The sequence below is a fragment of the Microbacterium sp. NPDC055357 genome, assembly GCF_053644835.1.
Genome location: NZ_JBSHLZ010000001.1, coordinates 172,169 through 188,137, shown reverse-complemented (window position 1 = coordinate 188,137; position 15,969 = coordinate 172,169). Strand labels below are relative to the sequence as shown.

The window sequence follows — 15,969 nt, the reverse complement described above, 5'->3', positions numbered from 1 at the left end:
TGGGGTAGAACCCTCTCCCCCTCTTTCCGCAGGGGGAAAAAGGGGGGGGCAGGGGGTGTGTTTCCCCCCCCGCAGTCTCGGCCCGCCGTTGCAGTCTCGGCGTCTTCGTCGGCGACGCGACGCGACGGTGACGCGGCGGCGCCGGCGCGGCGCGAGGCGGCGACGGCGACGGCGAGGGCGCGGTCAGCCGAAGAGGTTCAGCTCACCGGCCGCCCACAGCAGCCAGCCCGCACTGTAGAGGATCGAGACGGCGCCCAGCACGACCGCCCAGACCGCCGCGGTACGGTTCTCGACCGGGTTGCGCAGCGCCACGATGCCCACGATGACCCCGACGAGCCCGACCGGGAACGCCCAGCCGACCAGCAGCGAGCCGATGAGCCCGGCGATCGCGAAGCCGAGCGCCCAGGCCGCGACCCCGCGCGAGGCGGGCGGGGGCGGAAGGAGCCACTCCGCGCTCGCGCCCGGCTCGGCAGGATGCCACTCGGTCGTCGTCTCGACGGGAGCGGTGGGCAGCCGCGAGAATCCGCCGCGGTGCGCCCCGGGCAGGGGCACGGCGTCCTCCGCGAGTTCGACGTCGGGCGACGGCGGCTCGACGGCGGGAGTGAGGGGACGGGGCGGGCGGGCATCGGCGTCGGTCACGCGACCTCCTCGGCGACCTGGATCTCGGTGACGGGCAGGGTCGAGTCCGCGCCGAACGCGAGCGTCGACGGCGGGCGACCGGACATGATGAGCTCGGACGCGAGTGCGGCGATCATGGCGCCGTTGTCGGTGCACAGCGACAGCGGCGGGATGCGCACGTGCACGCCCGCGGCATCCGCTCTCTCGATCGCGACGTCGCGCAGTCGGCGGTTCGCGATGACTCCCCCACCGAGCAGCAGCCGGGGCACGCCGTGGTCGGCGCACGCCGCGAGCGCTTTCGTGACGAGCACGTCGACGACCGCTTCGCGGAAGGATGCCGCCACATCGGCGACCGGCACCGGTTCACCGGCCGCTTCGCGCTGTTCGATCCAGCGGGCGACGGCGGTCTTCAGCCCCGAGAACGAGAAGTCGTAGCGGTGGCGCGCCATGTCCGAGGCGCGCGAAAGACCGCGTGGAAATCGGATCGCGGTGGGGTCGCCGTCGGCGGCCGCCCGGTCGATCTCGGGCCCGCCCGGATAGGGCAGCCCGAGGATCCGCGCGATCTTGTCGAAGGCCTCGCCGGCCGCGTCGTCCACCGTCTCGCCGAGCAGCTCGACGTCGCTCGTGAGGTCGCGCACGAGCAGCAGCGACGTGTGGCCGCCGCTGACGAGCAGCGCGACCGTCGGATACTCGACCTCGTCGCCCGTCAGCAGGTCGGCGGCGATGTGCCCGACGAGGTGGTTGACGGCATAGAGGGGTGTGCCAAGCGCGACGGCGAGGGCCTTCGCGGCGCCGACGCCGACCATGAGCGCCCCCGCGAGGCCGGGCCCGCTCGTGACGGCGACCGCGTCGAGCTCATCGAGCGAAACCTGCGCCTCGGCGAGCGCCGCTTCGATCGAGGGCTGCAGGGCCTCGAGGTGCGCGCGGGCGGCGACCTCGGGCACGACGCCGCCGAAGCGGGCGTGCTCGTCCATCGAGCTCGCGATCGTGTTGCTCAGCAGGGTGCGTCCGCGCACGATCCCGATCCCGGTCTCGTCGCAGCTCGTCTCGATGCCGAGCACGAGTGGCTCGCGGCGGTTCACGCGCGTGCTCCCGCATCGATGGGCGCGGGCCCGTTCGCGGCGTGCCAGCCGGCGAGGTCGAGACGCATCACGACGGCGTCGACGTCGTCGGGCTGGTAGTAGCGCGGGCGGCGCCCCATCTCGAGGAAGCCCTCCGAGACGTACAGGGACTGCGCGACGGGGTTGTCGGCGCGCACCTCGAGGAAGACCTCGCGGACCCGCCGTCGCGCGGCCTCGTCCAAGAGGGCGCGCAGCAGCACGCGACCGCGCCCTCGACCCCTGGCATCCCCGGCGATCGTGATCGTCTGCACGTCGGCGTCCTTCGCTCCGGCGGCGGCTCGCAGCCCCGCGTACCCCGAGATGCGGCCGGCGGTCTCGTCCACGACGTAATAGCCGTGCGGCGACGCGAGCTCTTCGCGCATCATGCCTTCGCTCCACGCATCCGAAGGGAAAGACGCCCGCTCGAGCGCCATGATCGCTGCGAGGTCGTCGCTCGTCGCGCGTCGCAGGCTCATGTGCCCACTCGCTTTCGCGCGGCGGGCGGCGTCACGTCGGGTGCACGCAGGTACAGCGCGTCGTCGGGGCCGATCGTGCGTCCGGCGGCGAGCGCGCGCGCCGCCGCCAGGCCGACCATGGCGCCCGAGATGAGGGCGATGTCGCGGCGCTCGGCGCCCACGTCGGCCAGCACGGCGTCGATCGCATCGCGCGGAGTGAGGGCCGGCTGGGTCGCGCGGATCGGCAGACCGTCGTCGTCGAGACCGTCGTACACGGTGTAGGCGAACTCGCGCCGTCGCGCGTCGGTCACGACGGCGAAGCGCGGAAGCTCGGCGAACGGGTCGGCGAGCAGGATCGCGAGCGCGGCGGCGTCGTGACTCACGACGGGGATGACCGGCACCCCGCGGCCCTGAGCGAAGGTCCGTGCCGCCGCGACCCCCACGCGAAGTCCCGTGAACGGGCCCGGGCCCATCCCGACCGCGACGTGGCTGATCTCGACGGGCTCGGACGCGCTGGTCTGGCCGATCGGTCCTCGTGCCGCGTCGGCGAGCGCCGCGACGAGCAGGTCGCCGATCACTTCGGCGTGGCCGAGCGGATTCTCACTGGCCACGTCGGCGCGAACGACACCGTCGTGCTCGACGACAGCGACGGCCGTGCCGAGGGAGGTGTCGATGCCGAGGATCACGCATCCAGGGTAGACCGCGAGACTGCAACCGCGCGCCGAGACAGCGGGTGAACCCCACGGTCTCGGCCTCCCGTTGCAGTCTCGGCGTCAATGGGGGATGCCGCGGGGGCGGGGGCGACCACGGCGTCAGGGGCGCCCGCGTCAGGGGCGGCGGGAGATCGTCACGCGGCGGGGGGCGTCCGCGTCGAGTTCGGCCTCGGGGAGGGTCAGCCCATCGCGGTCGAGCTCGACCTCCCACCATTCGTCGGCGATCGACGCCGCGAACGGGGCGGCCCACTCGGCCACGACGACCGACCCGTCGTAGTCGATGTCGAGGTCGTCGAGCTCGGGCGCCGAGCCCAGGCGGTACGCATCGACGTGCACGAGCGGCGCGCCGCCGACGAGCGACGGGTGCGTGCGCGCGATCACGAACGTCGGGCTCTGGATCGGACCTCGCACGCCCAGGCCCGTCGCGATGCCGCGGGTCAGTGTCGTCTTGCCGGCTCCCAGCGGACCGGTCAGCACGACGAGCTGGCCGGGGCGCAGCATCCGCCCCATCCGCTCGCCGAGATCCTCCATGTCCGCCGGCGACAGGATCTCGTGCGTGCCGACGAGCGGGTCGAGACCGCTCACGAGGGGATCTGCCGTCGCGGCACGCGCGCGCCGATGCGCGTCACGATCTCGTAGTTGATCGTGCCCGCCGCCTCTCCCCAATCGGCCGCCGAGGGATGACCGAGCGTGGGGTCGCCGAAGAGCACGACCTCATCGCCGAGCGAGACGGGGTGGTCGCCGACGTCGACGACGAACTGGTCCATCGCGATGCGCCCCGACACGCGGAACTCCCGCCCGCCGATCGATACCGGCCCGCGATCGGATGCCTGGCGGGCGACGCCGTCCGCATAGCCCAGCGGCACGAGGGCGAGCGTCGTCTCGCGCTCGGCGCGATAGGCGTAGTCGTACGACACCCCCGTGCCCGCGGGCACGCGCCGGACGGCGCTGACGGCGCCGCGCAGCGTCATGGCGGGCTGCAGACCGAGATCGGCCGATGTGCGGTCGGCGAACGGCGAGAGGCCGTAGATGCCGATCCCGACCCGCACGCAGTCCAGGCGCGCGGCGGGCAGGGCGATGGCGGCGTGCGTCGCCGCGAGGTGGCGGACGGCCGGGCGCAGGCCGAGCCCCGCCGCCGCCCCGACTCCGTCGAGGAAGACCTGCAGAGCGGCACGGTCGTCGTCTTCCGACGCGTTCGAGAGGTGGCTGAACACGCCCTCGACGCGCAGCCGGCCGATCCGCTCGAGGCGGGCCGCCTCGGCGAAGACGACACCGTAGTCGGCGGGGGCGATGCCATTGCGCGACAGGCCCGTGTCGAGCTTGAGGTGCACGCGGACGGGGTGCTCCCCCGTCGCGGCGGCCGCGGCCTGCACGAGCTGGTCGTACGACGAGATCCCGAGCTCGATCCCCGCGCCCGCCGCCTCTCGGAAGTCGGTGCCCGGAGCGTGCAGCCACGCGATGAGGGGGGCCATGATCCCGCCCCGACGCAGGGCGAGCGCTTCGCCGATCTCGGCGACGCCGAGTCTGGCCGCACCGCCGTCGAGCGCCGCCTGCGCCGAGCGCACGGCGCCGTGCCCGTAGCCGTCGGCCTTCACGACGGCGATCACCTCGGTGCCCGTGAGCCGACGCAGGTGGCGCACATTCGCGGCGATCGCGCTGACGTCGATCGTCGCTTCGCGAGCGACCCCTGCCGGCAGAGCCGTCATGCGAGGCCCCCTGCGCCGGGCGTCGCCTCGGCGATGACGTAGGCGGTGGCGAGCCCGGCGTCGTGCGACATCGAAAGGTGCAGCGTCGTGATGCCGCGCTCCGCGACCGTCTCGGCGGTCGACCCGCTCAGCGCGAACCACGGGCGACCCGAGGGTTCGGGCGCGATCTCGATCTCGGTCCAGTAGACGCCGTCAGAGCCGCCGAGCGCCTTGATGAGCGCTTCCTTCGCGGCGTAGCGCGCGGCCAGCGAACGGGTCGCGAGCGGCCGCTCGGCCGGGGCGAACAGACGCGTGAGCAGGCGCGGCGTGCGCGAGATCGTGCGTTCGAACCGTTCGATGTCGACGAGGTCGACGCCGATCCCCACGATCATGTGCGCGCCGTCTATTCGACCGTGACGGACTTGGCGAGGTTGCGCGGCTGGTCGACATCGAGGCCCTTCGCCGTCGCCAGGCCCATCGCGAAGATGTGCAGCGGCACGACGGAGAGCAACGGCTCGAACAGGGCTCCGGCCAGCGGAATGCGCAGCACCTCGTCGGCCTTGGGCAGCACGGCGACGTCACCCTCCTCGGCGATCGCGATGACGCGGGCGCCGCGCGCCCGGATCTCCTCGATGCTCGAGACGACCTTCTTGTGCATCTCGGCCGAATCGCGCGGGGACGGGACGATGACGAAGACGGGCTGGCCGGGCTCGATGAGCGCGATCGGGCCGTGCTTGAGCTCGCCGGCGGCGAAGCCCTCGGCGTGGATGTAGGCGAGCTCCTTGAGCTTGAGCGCGCCCTCGAGCGCGATGGGGTAGCCGACGTGGCGACCGAGGAACAGCACCGAGCGGGTGTCGGCCATCCAGTGCGCGAACTGCTCGATGCGCGGCTGCTCGCGCTCGAGGATCTGCGCGATCTTGCCGGGAACGGCCTCGAGCTCGCGCACGTGGTCGGCTGCGTCCTCGGGCGTCAGCACGCCGCGGATGCGACCGATGTGCAACCCCATGAGGTAGAGCGCCGTGATCTGCGCGACGAAGGCCTTCGTCGAGGCGACAGCGACCTCGGGACCGGCGTGCGTGTAGACGATCGCATCCGACTCGCGGGGGATCGTCGCTCCCTGCGTGTTGCAGATCGACAGCGTCTTCGCGCCGTGCTCGCGCGCGTACTTGACCGCCATGAGCGTGTCCATCGTCTCGCCGGACTGGCTGATCGAGACGACGAGCGTGTCGGGTCCGATCACCGGATTGCGGTAGCGGAACTCGTGCGCGAGTTCGACGTCGACCGGGATGCGGGTCCACTGCTCGATCGCGTACTTGCCGGTCTGGCCGGCGTAGGCGGCCGTGCCGCACGCGACGATGATGATGCGCGAGATGCCCGCGAACAGATCGTCGAGCCCGTCGAGCTCGGGAATCGCGACCTGGCCGTCGTGGATGCGGCCGCGCAGCGTGTTGGCGACGGCGTCGGGCTCTTCCGAGACCTCCTTGGCCATGAACGACGACCAGCCGCCCTTCTCGGCGGCCGCGGCATCCCACGTCACCTCGAACGGCTCGACCTCGACCGGCTGGCCGTCGAAGTCGGTCACCTCGACGCCCTCGGGCGTGATCGCGACGATCTGGTCCTGGCCGATCGCGAGGGCGTTGCGGGTGTACTCGACGAAGGCGGCGACATCCGAGCCGAGGAAGTTCTCGCCCTCGCCGAGCCCGATGACCAGGGGCGAGTTGCGACGAGCGCCGACGACGAGCCCCGGCTGGTCCTCATGCATCGCCAGCAGCGTGAAGGCGCCCTCCAGGCGCGACACGACGTGGCGGAACGCCGCCGTCAGATCACCCGTGCGCTGGTACTCACGGCCCAGCATCGCGGCGGCCACTTCGGTGTCGGTCTCGCTGCGGAACGTGAAGCCGTCGGCGAGCAGTTCGTCCTTCAGCTCGGAGAAGTTCTCGATGATGCCGTTGTGGATGACCGCGAGCTTGTCATCGTCGGCGAGGTGCGGGTGCGCGTTCTCGTCGGTCGGGGCACCATGGGTCGCCCAGCGGGTGTGTCCGATGCCGGTCGTGCCGTCAGGAAGCGGGTGCGCCGCGAGGTCGTCGCGCAGCACCTTCAGCTTGCCGGCGCGCTTGCGCATGTCGAGGTCGCCGGCACCGTCGATGACGGCGATCCCCGCCGAGTCGTACCCGCGGTACTCCAGGCGCGACAGACCGGCGATGAGGATGGCCTGGCTCTGCCGCGGGCCCACGTATCCGACGATTCCACACATGGGGTCAATCGTACGGCGTACGCGGGTGCGAACCTGCTGAGAGAGGCCGCGTCACAGTTTGCGCAGCAGCACGCGCTCGACGGCGTGGTCGGCGGCCTTCTGCAGCACGAGGGTCGCCCGGTGCTTGGTCGGCAGGACGTTCTCCTCGAGGTTCGGCAGGTTGATCGACCCCCACACGCCCCGCGCGAAATCGACGGCCTCGACGTCGCTGAGGTGCGCGAAGTTGTTGAAGTACGAGCTCGGGTTGGCGAATGCGCCGCGCTTGAGGGCGAGGAAGCGGTTGAGGAACCACTCCGTGATGTGCTCCGAGGCGGCGTCGACGTAGATCGAGAAGTCGAACAGATCGCTCACGGCGACATCGTTGGGCGCCGGCGGCGGCTGCAGCACGTTGAGCCCCTCGACGATGACGACATCGGGCCGGCGCACGGTGACGTGCGCATCGGGCACGATGTCGTAGCGCAGGTGCGAATAGAACGGCGCGCGCGCTTCGGGGGCTCCGCTCTTGACGTCGGTGAGGAACTCGACGAGCGCGCGCCGGTCGTACGACTCGGGAAACCCCTTGCGCTGCATCAGCCCGCGGCGCTCGAGCTCCTCGTTCGGATAGAGGAAGCCGTCGGTCGTGACGAGCTCGACGCGCGGGGTTCCCGGCCACCGGCTCATGAGCTCGCGCAGCAGCCGGGCGATCGTCGATTTCCCGACCGCGACCGAGCCGGCGACCGCGACGACGAACGGCGTCGTGACGTCGGGTTCACCGAGGAAGTCGCTCGTGTCCGCCCCGAGGCGCTTCGTCGCCGAGGCGTAGAGCGAGAGCAGCCGGCTGAGCGGCAGGTACACCTCGCGCACCTCGGTCAGATCGAGCCGGTCTCCGAGACCGCGGATCTGCACGACTTCGGTCTCAGACAGCGGCTGCTCGACGCCCGCGGCCAGACGCGACCATTCGGCGCGCCCGATTTCGCGGTAGAGCGAGTCGGCGAGCGTCGTCGCCACGGCATCCTCGGCTTGCATCGCGCCATGCTAGCGCCTGCCGTCGCGCTCGCGTCACCACGCGACGCGCCGCCGGCCTGCGCTCGACCGGCAGCCGCACTACCCTGAACGGGTGCGCCTCGGAGTCCTCGACATCGGCTCGAACACCGTCCATCTGCTCGTCGCCGATGTCATCCCCGGTGGTCGGCCGCTCGCGACGACGAGCCAGCGAACCATCCTGCGGCTCATGCGCTACCTCGAACCGGACGGATCGATCAGCGACGAAGGCGTCGAGGCGCTCGTCGCCGCCGTCGCGCAGGCGCGTGAGATCGCCGCCGGCGAGAACGTCGTCGAGCTGCTCGCCACCGCCACGAGCGCCGTGCGGGATGCCACGAACGGAAAAGCCGTCATCGCGCGCATCGAGGACGCGCTCGGGCAGGACCTGCAGGTGCTCGGCGGCGAGACCGAGGCGCGGTTCACGTTCCTCGCCGTGCGGCGCTGGTTCGGATGGTCGGCGGGGCAGATCCTGCTGTTCGACATCGGCGGCGGTTCGCTCGAACTGGCGGCGGGAGCCGACGAGCTGCCCGAGGCAGCAGCATCCGTCCCCCTGGGTGCCGGACGCATGACGGTCGAGTTCTTCCCCGACGATCCGCCCGGCGACGAGGCCGTCGAGCGGCTGCGCGCACACGCGCGCGAGGTGCTCCGACCGGCGACGACGGCGCTCAGCACGATGCCCACACCGGATCACATCGTCGGCTCGTCCAAGGCGATCCGCTCACTCGCCAAGCTCGTCGGCACGCCGATGCCCGCCTGGCCGGGGAACGAGCGGTTGCTGCTCCCCCGCGACGCCCTCGGATCGTGGATCCCGCGGCTCGCGAAGATCCCGGCCTCCGTGCGTCACGAGCTGCCCGGCATCACACCGGACCGCACGTTCCAGATCGTCGCGGCCGCCGTCGTGCTGCACACGGCGATGAAGATGCTCGACGTCGACGCGCTCGAGGTCTCGCCGTGGGCGCTGCGCGAAGGCGTGCTGCTGCGCTACATCGAGTCGCTGTCGTGGACCCCGCCCGGGCTCTGATCCGGCTCAGAGCGCGAGACGCTCCCGCACGACCTCGGCGAGGCGGTCGGCGATCTGCTGTGCGACGGCGGCTTCGGATGCCTCGACCATGACGCGCACGAGAGGCTCGGTTCCCGACGCGCGCAGCAGCACGCGTCCTGAGTCGCCCAGCTCGGCCTCGGCGGCGGCGACGGCGTCGGCCACCCCCGGGTCGCCCACGCGCGTGCGGTCGACGCCCTTGACGTTGACGAGCACCTGCGGATAGACCGTCATGATCGATGCCAGCTCCGACAGCGGCTTGCCCTGACGCGCCATCTCGGCCACGAGGTGCAGGCCCGTGAGCAGACCGTCGCCCGTCGTGGCGAAGTCGCTCATGATGACGTGTCCGGACTGCTCGCCGCCGAGCGAGTAGCCCCGTTCGTTCATGCGCTCGAGCACGTAGCGGTCGCCGACCGCCGTCTGCTCGACGGTGATGTCGTGATCGGCCATCGCGCGATGCAGCCCGAGGTTGCTCATGACGGTCGCCACGAGCGTGTCGTCTTTGAGTCGACCGCGCTGCTTCATCGCGACGGCGAGGATCGCCATGATCTGGTCGCCGTCGACGACGCGCCCGTCGGCATCCACGGCGAGGCAGCGGTCGGCGTCGCCGTCGTGCGCGATGCCGACGTCGGCGCCGTGCGCGAGGACGGCCTCGGCCAGCTGATCGAGGTGGGTCGAGCCCACGCCGTCGTTGATGTTGAGCCCGTCGGGATCGGCGCCGATGACCGTGACGCGCGCGCCCGAGTCGCGGAACGTCTCCGGGGACACACCGGATGCCGCGCCATGCGCGCAGTCCAGCACGACATGGAGCCCGTCCAAGCGGTGCGGGAGCGAGCCGAGCAGGTGCATGACGTAGCGGTCCTCGGCGTCCGAGAACCGGCTGATGCGTCCGACCTGGGCGCCCGTGGGCTGCAGCTTCGTGCCCTGCATGGCCGCTTCGATGCGCGCTTCGACGACGTCGGGCAGCTTGACGCCGCCGCGCGCGAAGATCTTGATGCCGTTGTCGGGGGCGTCATTGTGCGACGCCGAGATCATGACGCCGAAGTCGGCGTCGCGATCGGCGACGAGGAACGCCGCGGCGGGAGTCGGCAGGACGCCGGCGTCGAGCACGTCGACGCCGGACGAGGCGAGACCCGCTTCGACGGCGGCCGAGAGGAAGTGCCCCGAGACGCGGGGGTCACGCGCGACGACGGCCGTGAGCCGCTTGCCGGCGGCACGACGCGCTTCTGCGGTGCGGCCCTGGCCCAGGACGACGGCGGTCGCCTGGGCCAGGGTGAGAGCGAGGTCGGCGGTGAGGATCGGGCCGTTGGCCAGTCCCCGCACACCGTCCGTGCCGAACAGCGGCATCGGAGCGGTGCCGATCAGCGCTTCGAGTACTGAGGCGCCTTGCGGGCCTTCTTGAGACCGGCCTTCTTGCGCTCGATGACGCGGGCGTCGCGCGAGAGGAAGCCGGCCTTCTTGAGCACCGGGCGGTTGTTCTCGACGTCGATCTCGTTGAGCGCACGGGCGATGCCCAGGCGCAGTGCGCCGGCCTGTCCCGAGTCGCCGCCGCCCGAGATGCGGGCGATGACGTCGTATGCGCCGGTGAGGTTGAGGACCGTGAACGGGTCGGTGATCAGCTGCTGGTGCAGCTTGTTCGGGAAGTACTCCTCGAGCGCGCGGCCGTTGACGGTGATCGTGCCCGAGCCGGGGACGACGCGCACGCGGGCGATGGCCTGCTTGCGGCGGCCGACGGCTGCACCCGACACCGAGAGCACGGGGCGCTCGGCGGCGACGACGGTCTCGTCGACAGGGGTCTCGGTGGAGTAGTTGCTGGTGGTCTCTTCGATGTTCGCCACGAGTATGTCCTTAAATCTGGAAGCGGCGCTTACTGGGCGACCTGGTCGAGGGTGAAGGTCTTGGGCTGCTGGGCACCGTGGGGGTGCTCAGCGCCGCGGTAGACCTTGAGCTTGGAGAGCTGCTGCGCGCCGAGGCTGTTCTTCGGCAGCATGCCCCGGACAGCCTTCTCGACGGCGCGCTCGGGGTTCTTCGAGAGCAGCTCTTCGTAGGTGACCGACCGGAGACCGCCCGGGTAGCCCGAGTGGCGGTAGGCCTTCTTCTTCTGGAGCTTCTGACCCGTCAGCGCCACCTTGTCGGCGTTGATGATGATCACGAAGTCGCCCATGTCCATGTGGTTGGCGAAGGTGGCCTTGTGCTTGCCGCGCAGGAGCGCAGCGGCGTGGGAGGCGAGGCGGCCGAGAACGACGTCGGTGGCGTCGATGACAAGCCACTCGCGCTGGGCATCGCCAGCCTTGGGGGAGTATGTGCGCGTCACAATAGTGCTGCTTTCTGGATTCGAACGGAGATGTTCGTGAATCCCGCTCCGGGGTGGTTCCTCGGCCGATGGCCGCTGAACACGCCAGTGGAGGGCTCACGTTCGCGGTGCCGGGTCAGCTGAGCCGACACCAAGGGATCAGTCTACGGCATGCGGATGCCACGCCCAAACCAGCAGCTGAAGCTGCGGCCCCTATAGAAGCCCTATAGAAGAAGGAGCAGCATCCCGGATGCATTGAACACCACGTGCGTGACGATGCCCGCGGCGAGGCGGCGGGTGAGGACGAAGACCACCCCGCACGCGATGCCGAGCAGGAGCGGGGCGAGCATCGCCGGCCACAGCGCACCGCCGGGCGACCCGAGAGTCCCGAGAGGAACGATGTGGAGCCAGGCGAAGACGGCGGCCGAGACGGCGACGGCGCCGCCGGCGCTCAGCAGCCGACGTACTCCCCCGAACGCGTCGACCAGCGCCGCCAGGAGCAGCCCCCGGAAGAACAGCTCCTCCACGACAGGGGTGACCACGACGGCGCCGGCGATGACCACGCCGAGAGTGAGGGGCGAGGGCGCCTCGAAACCGACGAGGAGAGACCCGGTCGTGGGCGCGAGGACTTCCTGCACCCCTCGCAGCAGGAGCGCCACGGCGACACCGAGACCGAGGTCGCTCCAGCGCCAGGCGAAGACGCGCCGGACGAAGCCGCCCGATGCGCAGCATCCGATCGCCAGCGCCACCGCCGCGAGCGCTGGAGCCGAGACGACGGCCAGCTGCACGAGCTGACCCCACCATCCGGGCAGCGAAGCCGCGTAGGGCAACAGCATGACGATGGCCGTGGCCGCCACGCCGACCGCGGCGATGACGAGCGCCGTGACCGGCGTGCGATAGAACGACGCTGACCCCGAGGGTGCCCTCGGGGTCAGCGCTGCGAGCTGTTCGCTCAGCGGCTCTGCGTGCGGCGGCGTGCAGCCACCGCGGCAACGGCGATGCCGCCGAGGCCGATCGCCCCGACGCCGGCCCAGATGACCGTCGCGGGAACGGCGCCACCGGTCGGAGGAAGTTCTGATCCGCTGCCGCCGGCCCCGGCGGGATCGGCGACCGTGATCGAGGTCGTGCCGAGGATCGTTGCGCCGTCGCTGACCGTGACGACGAAGTTGCCCGGCGCGGAGGCCGAGAAGGTCGCCGATGCCGTGCCGTCGACGACGGGCTTGTCGACGCTCGCGTACGGCGTTCCCGCCGCGACGACGAGCGAGGTGAGGGTGGCGCCCGGGCTGCCCGAGACGCTGAACGTGACCGATGTGCGGTCACCGAGGCCCGTCGCGGTGATGACGGTCGAGCCGCCGGGGGTGATGGTGGGGGCGGCGACGGTGACGTTCGCTGCGGGCGGGTAGTTGTCGGCGAATGCCGCCGAAGCGGAGCCGATCATGAGCGCGCCGGCGAGGCCGACAACGGCGAGAGTCTTCTTCAGCATGGGTCCAGTCCTCAGCAGATCGAGTTCGGTCGTTTCAGAGGGAGGGCGGCAGCCCCAGGTCATCAGCTCTCCGTTCTCCCGATCGTACGGAAAACGAGCACGGCGGGACATTCGCTATTGCGCAAACGGTATCGACGCCTTCCCCAACACTTGTCAGCCATTAGGAGGACGGATTCGGCAACATTAGAACGCGCTAATGTCCGCCGTTCGGGGGACATAGTGCTTCCAAACGTCCACCGTTCGGGGGACAAAGTCGGCCCCACCCGTCCCCTTTTCGGAGGACAGCATTTTCGGCGCGCGAAACGGATATGTCCACCGAAAAGGGGACATTCGCTGTGCGGATATCGTCTGGCGGGTCAGCCCCATGCCGAGCCGACGAACGTCAGCACCGTCCCGAGGGCACCGAAGCCGACATGAGCCAGCACTGCGGCCCAGATCCGGCCGGTGAGAAGCACGGAGAGCCCGCACACGATCCCGAGAGCTGCCACGGCCCAGGGCCCCCCCGGCTCAGTCGTCGGCACCACGAGATGCACGAGAGCGACCGATGCCGCGCTTACGAGCAGTGCCGCGGCGGCGGCCGCAACGGGGCCGAATCGTCGGCGCAGGAGCGTGAAGACCGCCACGAGGATCACGCCTCGGAAGAAGAACTCCTCGACGACCGGCTCGACCAGCACGTCGAGGCCACCGAGCATCCATGCTTCGACTCGGGGCCGCTCCCCCATCACCGGATGCGTCGGAAACGACGCGTAGCCCGTCAGTCCGACATCGATCCACCCCTGGACCAGGCGCAGCAGCAGAGCGGCCCCCAACCCGTAGACCAGATCGACGGATCGGAAGCGCAGCAGCCCTGCAGGGCGCGAGCGAACGAAGGCCCAGACGCAGACACCCGCCATCGCGATCAGGATGATCGCCGTCGCGAGGACTTCGGACTCGGGCCTGAGCCACTGGAGGATCGCCGCCGTGAGCAACGCCACGGCGAGAACCCCGAATGCGACGGCGAGCAGCGGCTCTCTCCAGCGCTTCACGGTACGGCCGCCGAGGCGCCAGTCGGTGCGCGCGGCGGCACGGATGCGTGGACGCGGGTCGTCGGCCGTCACCGCGGAGACGGACACGGCCAGATCGCTAGAGTGGTCAGCCACCCCATCCACGTTAGTCCGGCCTCGGGAGAGCCCGATGTTCGAGATCCTCACTGTCTGCACGGGCAATGTCTGCCGGTCACCGCTCGCCGAGCAGCTGCTGCGCAGCGACCTGCGAGACCTCGGTGCGAACGTCTCGAGCGCGGGCACGAGCGGCCTCCACGCATCCCCCATGACCCCCGAGGCACGACGGATGGCGGTTCAGCTGGGGGTGCACGATTCCGAGGCGGGGACTCACCGCGCGCGCACTCTCACCGAAGATCTTCTGCGTTCGCCCGACCTCATCGTCACCATGACGCGAGCCCACCGCAGGACGGTCGCCGAACTGGCTCCCTCGCGTGTCCGGTCGACCTTCACGATCCGCGAGTTCGCACGTCTCGCGGCGGCGATGTCGCCCGCCGACATCCGCGAAGCGCGGGGATCTGCAGGGGACGCACCGTCCGACCGGGTGCGCGCGCTCGGGCTGCTCGTCTCGACGATGCGAGGTGTTGCGCCACCGCCGACGGACCCTGCCGACGACGATGTCGTCGATCCGTACCGCCGTAGCTGGCAGGTCTACGAGCGGTCGGCCGCCGAGCTGGAACCGGCCGTGCGGAGCGTCGCCGCGGCGATCCGGGCGAGCCTGTCCGCCTGATCGGCGCGCGCCTGCTGCGTGGGACGATCGTGGTGAGGCTGTGTCAGGATGGGCCGCGGACCGCGCGACATCGAAAGGCCTCATGGAGCTCACCGACTACATCCGCATCCTTCGCAAGAACTGGATGATCATCGTCGTCGCCGCGCTCCTCGGCGTGGTCGTCGCGGCCGGATATTCGCTCACGCGCACTCCGCAGTACCAGGCGCAGAGCACGGTGTTCGTCTCGAGCCAATCGGCCGGGACCATCGGCGAGCTGCAACAGGGCACGAACTTCACACAGGCCAGGGTCGCGACCTACGCCAGCCTCGTCTCGACCCCCATCGTGGCCAACCCCGTCATCGCCGAGCTAGATCTCGGGATCACCGCCGCACAGCTGGCGAGCAAGGTGGTCACGACGGCCACGACCAACACGACGCTCATCTCGATCAGCGTCACCGACGCCGATCCCGTCCTCGCCGCCGACATCGCCAACGCTCTGGCTTCGAGCCTCACCGACGCGGTCGAGTCGATCGAAAAGCTGAGCGATTCCGAGACGAGCCCCGTCCGGCTCACACGGGTGCGCGACGCCCTTCCGCCTGCCAGCCCGTCAAGCCCCAATCTGAGCCAGAACCTCGCCGTCGGGGGCCTGGTCGGACTCGCAGTCGGCCTCGCCGTCGCGCTCCTGCGAACCCTCCTGGACACGCGTATCCGAACGCCCCGGGACATCGATCAACTTACGGATCGACCCGTCCTGGGCGCGATCGCCTTCGACCCGAAGGCCAAGGACCGCCCGCTCATCGTGCACGCCGACCCGCAGAGCCCGCGCGCCGAGTCGTTCCGCGTACTGCGAACCAATCTCCAGTTCATCGACATGGGCGAGCGCGCATCGTTCGTCGTGACCTCGAGCCTGCCCAGCGAAGGCAAATCGACGACGACCATCAACCTCGCGATCGCCCTGGCGGACGCGGGCAGGCGAGTTGCGCTGCTGGATGCGGACCTGCGCAAGCCGAAGGTCGCCGAGTACCTGGGTGTCGAGGGGGGGGCAGGCCTCACCGACGTTCTCATCGGGCGCGCAGAACTCACGGACGTCATGCAGCAGTGGGGTCGGCGCAGTCTCTACGTGCTTCCGAGCGGAAAGATCCCACCCAACCCGAGCGAGCTGCTCGGATCGACGCGGATGCAGGACCTCCTGGCGGTGCTCGAGCGCGAGTTCGACGTCGTACTGTGCGACGCGCCGCCTCTGCTGCCCGTCACCGACGCCGCGGTCCTTGCCCGCAACACGAGCGGCGCCATCGTCATCGTCGCCACAGGCAAGACCAACCGGCGCCAGTTGACGAGCGCCCTCGAGGCACTGACGACGGTGCGCGCGAAGATCGCCGGCATCGTCATGACGATGGTCCCCACTCGCGGACCGGATTCGTATTACACCTACGGGTACGGATACGGGTACGGCGAAGAGGTCGAGCCGACAACGCGTCGGAGCCGTTCCCGCCTCGCTCGACGAACTCGCTGACTTTCACTCTTCACTGCGGCCTGCGATGAATTCATCTCGAATTCATC

18 protein-coding genes are annotated in these 15,969 nt (G+C 70.5%); 3 read left to right on the top strand and 15 right to left on the bottom strand.

Annotation, left to right across the window (positions count from 1 at the left end; translation table 11 throughout):
* Window positions 1-183: 183 nt before the first annotated feature.
* The 9 genes from ACWICD_RS00885 to coaA form a co-directional block, all read right to left on the bottom strand.
* Window positions 184-639, bottom strand: coding sequence for a hypothetical protein (locus ACWICD_RS00885; RefSeq protein WP_376130316.1), 456 nt, complete (start codon window positions 637-639; stop codon window positions 184-186).
* Complete coding sequence (tsaD, locus tag ACWICD_RS00880; protein ID WP_376130319.1) at window positions 636-1,700, bottom strand: tRNA (adenosine(37)-N6)-threonylcarbamoyltransferase complex transferase subunit TsaD; 1,065 nt, start codon at window positions 1,698-1,700, stop codon at window positions 636-638. Before tsaD ends, ACWICD_RS00885 begins: the two co-directional genes overlap by 4 nt.
* Window positions 1,697-2,194, bottom strand: a complete 498-nt coding sequence (gene rimI, locus ACWICD_RS00875; protein ID WP_376130322.1) for a ribosomal protein S18-alanine N-acetyltransferase — start codon at window positions 2,192-2,194, stop codon at window positions 1,697-1,699. Before rimI ends, tsaD begins: the two co-directional genes overlap by 4 nt.
* A complete protein-coding gene (tsaB, locus tag ACWICD_RS00870) occupies window positions 2,191-2,859 on the bottom strand; it encodes a tRNA (adenosine(37)-N6)-threonylcarbamoyltransferase complex dimerization subunit type 1 TsaB (protein WP_376130325.1) in 669 nt (222 codons plus the stop codon). Before tsaB ends, rimI begins: the two co-directional genes overlap by 4 nt.
* A gap of 141 nt (window positions 2,860-3,000) precedes the next feature.
* Window positions 3,001-3,471 carry a tRNA (adenosine(37)-N6)-threonylcarbamoyltransferase complex ATPase subunit type 1 TsaE gene (tsaE, locus tag ACWICD_RS00865; RefSeq protein ID WP_454139008.1) on the bottom strand — a complete coding sequence of 157 codons (471 nt, stop codon included), beginning with the start codon at window positions 3,469-3,471 and terminating at the stop codon, window positions 3,001-3,003.
* Window positions 3,468-4,592, bottom strand: a complete 1,125-nt coding sequence (gene alr, locus ACWICD_RS00860; RefSeq protein WP_376130331.1) for an alanine racemase — start codon at window positions 4,590-4,592, stop codon at window positions 3,468-3,470. Before alr ends, tsaE begins: the two co-directional genes overlap by 4 nt.
* A complete protein-coding gene (locus ACWICD_RS00855; protein WP_376130333.1) occupies window positions 4,589-4,963 on the bottom strand; it encodes a holo-ACP synthase in 375 nt (124 codons plus the stop codon). Before ACWICD_RS00855 ends, alr begins: the two co-directional genes overlap by 4 nt.
* 11 nt (window positions 4,964-4,974) lie before the next feature.
* Window positions 4,975-6,825, bottom strand: coding sequence for a glutamine--fructose-6-phosphate transaminase (isomerizing) (gene glmS / locus ACWICD_RS00850; RefSeq protein ID WP_376130335.1), 1,851 nt, complete (start codon window positions 6,823-6,825; stop codon window positions 4,975-4,977).
* A gap of 51 nt (window positions 6,826-6,876) precedes the next feature.
* Window positions 6,877-7,830 (bottom strand): type I pantothenate kinase, encoded by a 954-nt coding sequence (coaA, locus tag ACWICD_RS00845; protein ID WP_376130337.1) that lies wholly within the window; start codon window positions 7,828-7,830, stop codon window positions 6,877-6,879.
* A 91-nt stretch (window positions 7,831-7,921) separates the two neighbouring features.
* Here coaA and ACWICD_RS00840 point away from each other — a divergent pair, with 91 nt between their 5' ends.
* A complete protein-coding gene (locus tag ACWICD_RS00840) occupies window positions 7,922-8,866 on the top strand; it encodes a Ppx/GppA phosphatase family protein (protein ID WP_376130340.1) in 945 nt (314 codons plus the stop codon).
* Between the two features lie 6 nt (window positions 8,867-8,872).
* On the opposite strand, the gene glmM is transcribed toward ACWICD_RS00840, so the two are convergent.
* The 6 genes from glmM to ACWICD_RS00810 all read right to left on the bottom strand — a co-directional run bounded on the left by glmM (window position 8,873) and on the right by ACWICD_RS00810 (window position 13,799).
* Window positions 8,873-10,231, bottom strand: coding sequence for a phosphoglucosamine mutase (gene glmM, locus ACWICD_RS00835; protein ID WP_376130343.1), 1,359 nt, complete (start codon window positions 10,229-10,231; stop codon window positions 8,873-8,875).
* A gap of 14 nt (window positions 10,232-10,245) precedes the next feature.
* Window positions 10,246-10,722: a 30S ribosomal protein S9 gene (gene rpsI, locus ACWICD_RS00830; RefSeq protein WP_376130345.1), complete on the bottom strand. Its 477-nt coding sequence runs from the start codon at window positions 10,720-10,722 to the stop codon at window positions 10,246-10,248.
* A 29-nt stretch (window positions 10,723-10,751) separates the two neighbouring features.
* Window positions 10,752-11,198, bottom strand: a complete 447-nt coding sequence (gene rplM / locus ACWICD_RS00825; RefSeq protein WP_376130348.1) for a 50S ribosomal protein L13 — start codon at window positions 11,196-11,198, stop codon at window positions 10,752-10,754.
* A 203-nt stretch (window positions 11,199-11,401) separates the two neighbouring features.
* On the bottom strand, window positions 11,402-12,034 hold the full coding sequence (locus ACWICD_RS00820; protein WP_376130350.1) for a CPBP family glutamic-type intramembrane protease: 633 nt from the start codon (window positions 12,032-12,034) through the stop codon (window positions 11,402-11,404).
* Window positions 12,035-12,129: 95 nt separating this feature from the next.
* Window positions 12,130-12,660 (bottom strand): hypothetical protein, encoded by a 531-nt coding sequence (locus ACWICD_RS00815; RefSeq protein ID WP_454139007.1) that lies wholly within the window; start codon window positions 12,658-12,660, stop codon window positions 12,130-12,132.
* Between the two features lie 356 nt (window positions 12,661-13,016).
* A complete protein-coding gene (locus ACWICD_RS00810; RefSeq protein ID WP_454139006.1) occupies window positions 13,017-13,799 on the bottom strand; it encodes a CPBP family glutamic-type intramembrane protease in 783 nt (260 codons plus the stop codon).
* Window positions 13,800-13,833: 34 nt separating this feature from the next.
* Between ACWICD_RS00810 and ACWICD_RS00805 the strand changes: the two genes are divergently transcribed.
* Together ACWICD_RS00805 and ACWICD_RS00800 are read left to right on the top strand one after the other, a co-directional pair.
* The gene (locus ACWICD_RS00805; protein WP_454139005.1) at window positions 13,834-14,430 is read left to right on the top strand and encodes an arsenate reductase/protein-tyrosine-phosphatase family protein; all 597 of its coding nucleotides are present in this window, start codon (window positions 13,834-13,836) and stop codon (window positions 14,428-14,430) included.
* A gap of 82 nt (window positions 14,431-14,512) precedes the next feature.
* Entirely contained in the window at window positions 14,513-15,922 is a 1,410-nt protein-coding gene (locus ACWICD_RS00800) for a polysaccharide biosynthesis tyrosine autokinase (protein WP_454139004.1), read from the top strand.
* The last annotated feature ends 47 nt before the right edge of the window (window positions 15,923-15,969 follow it).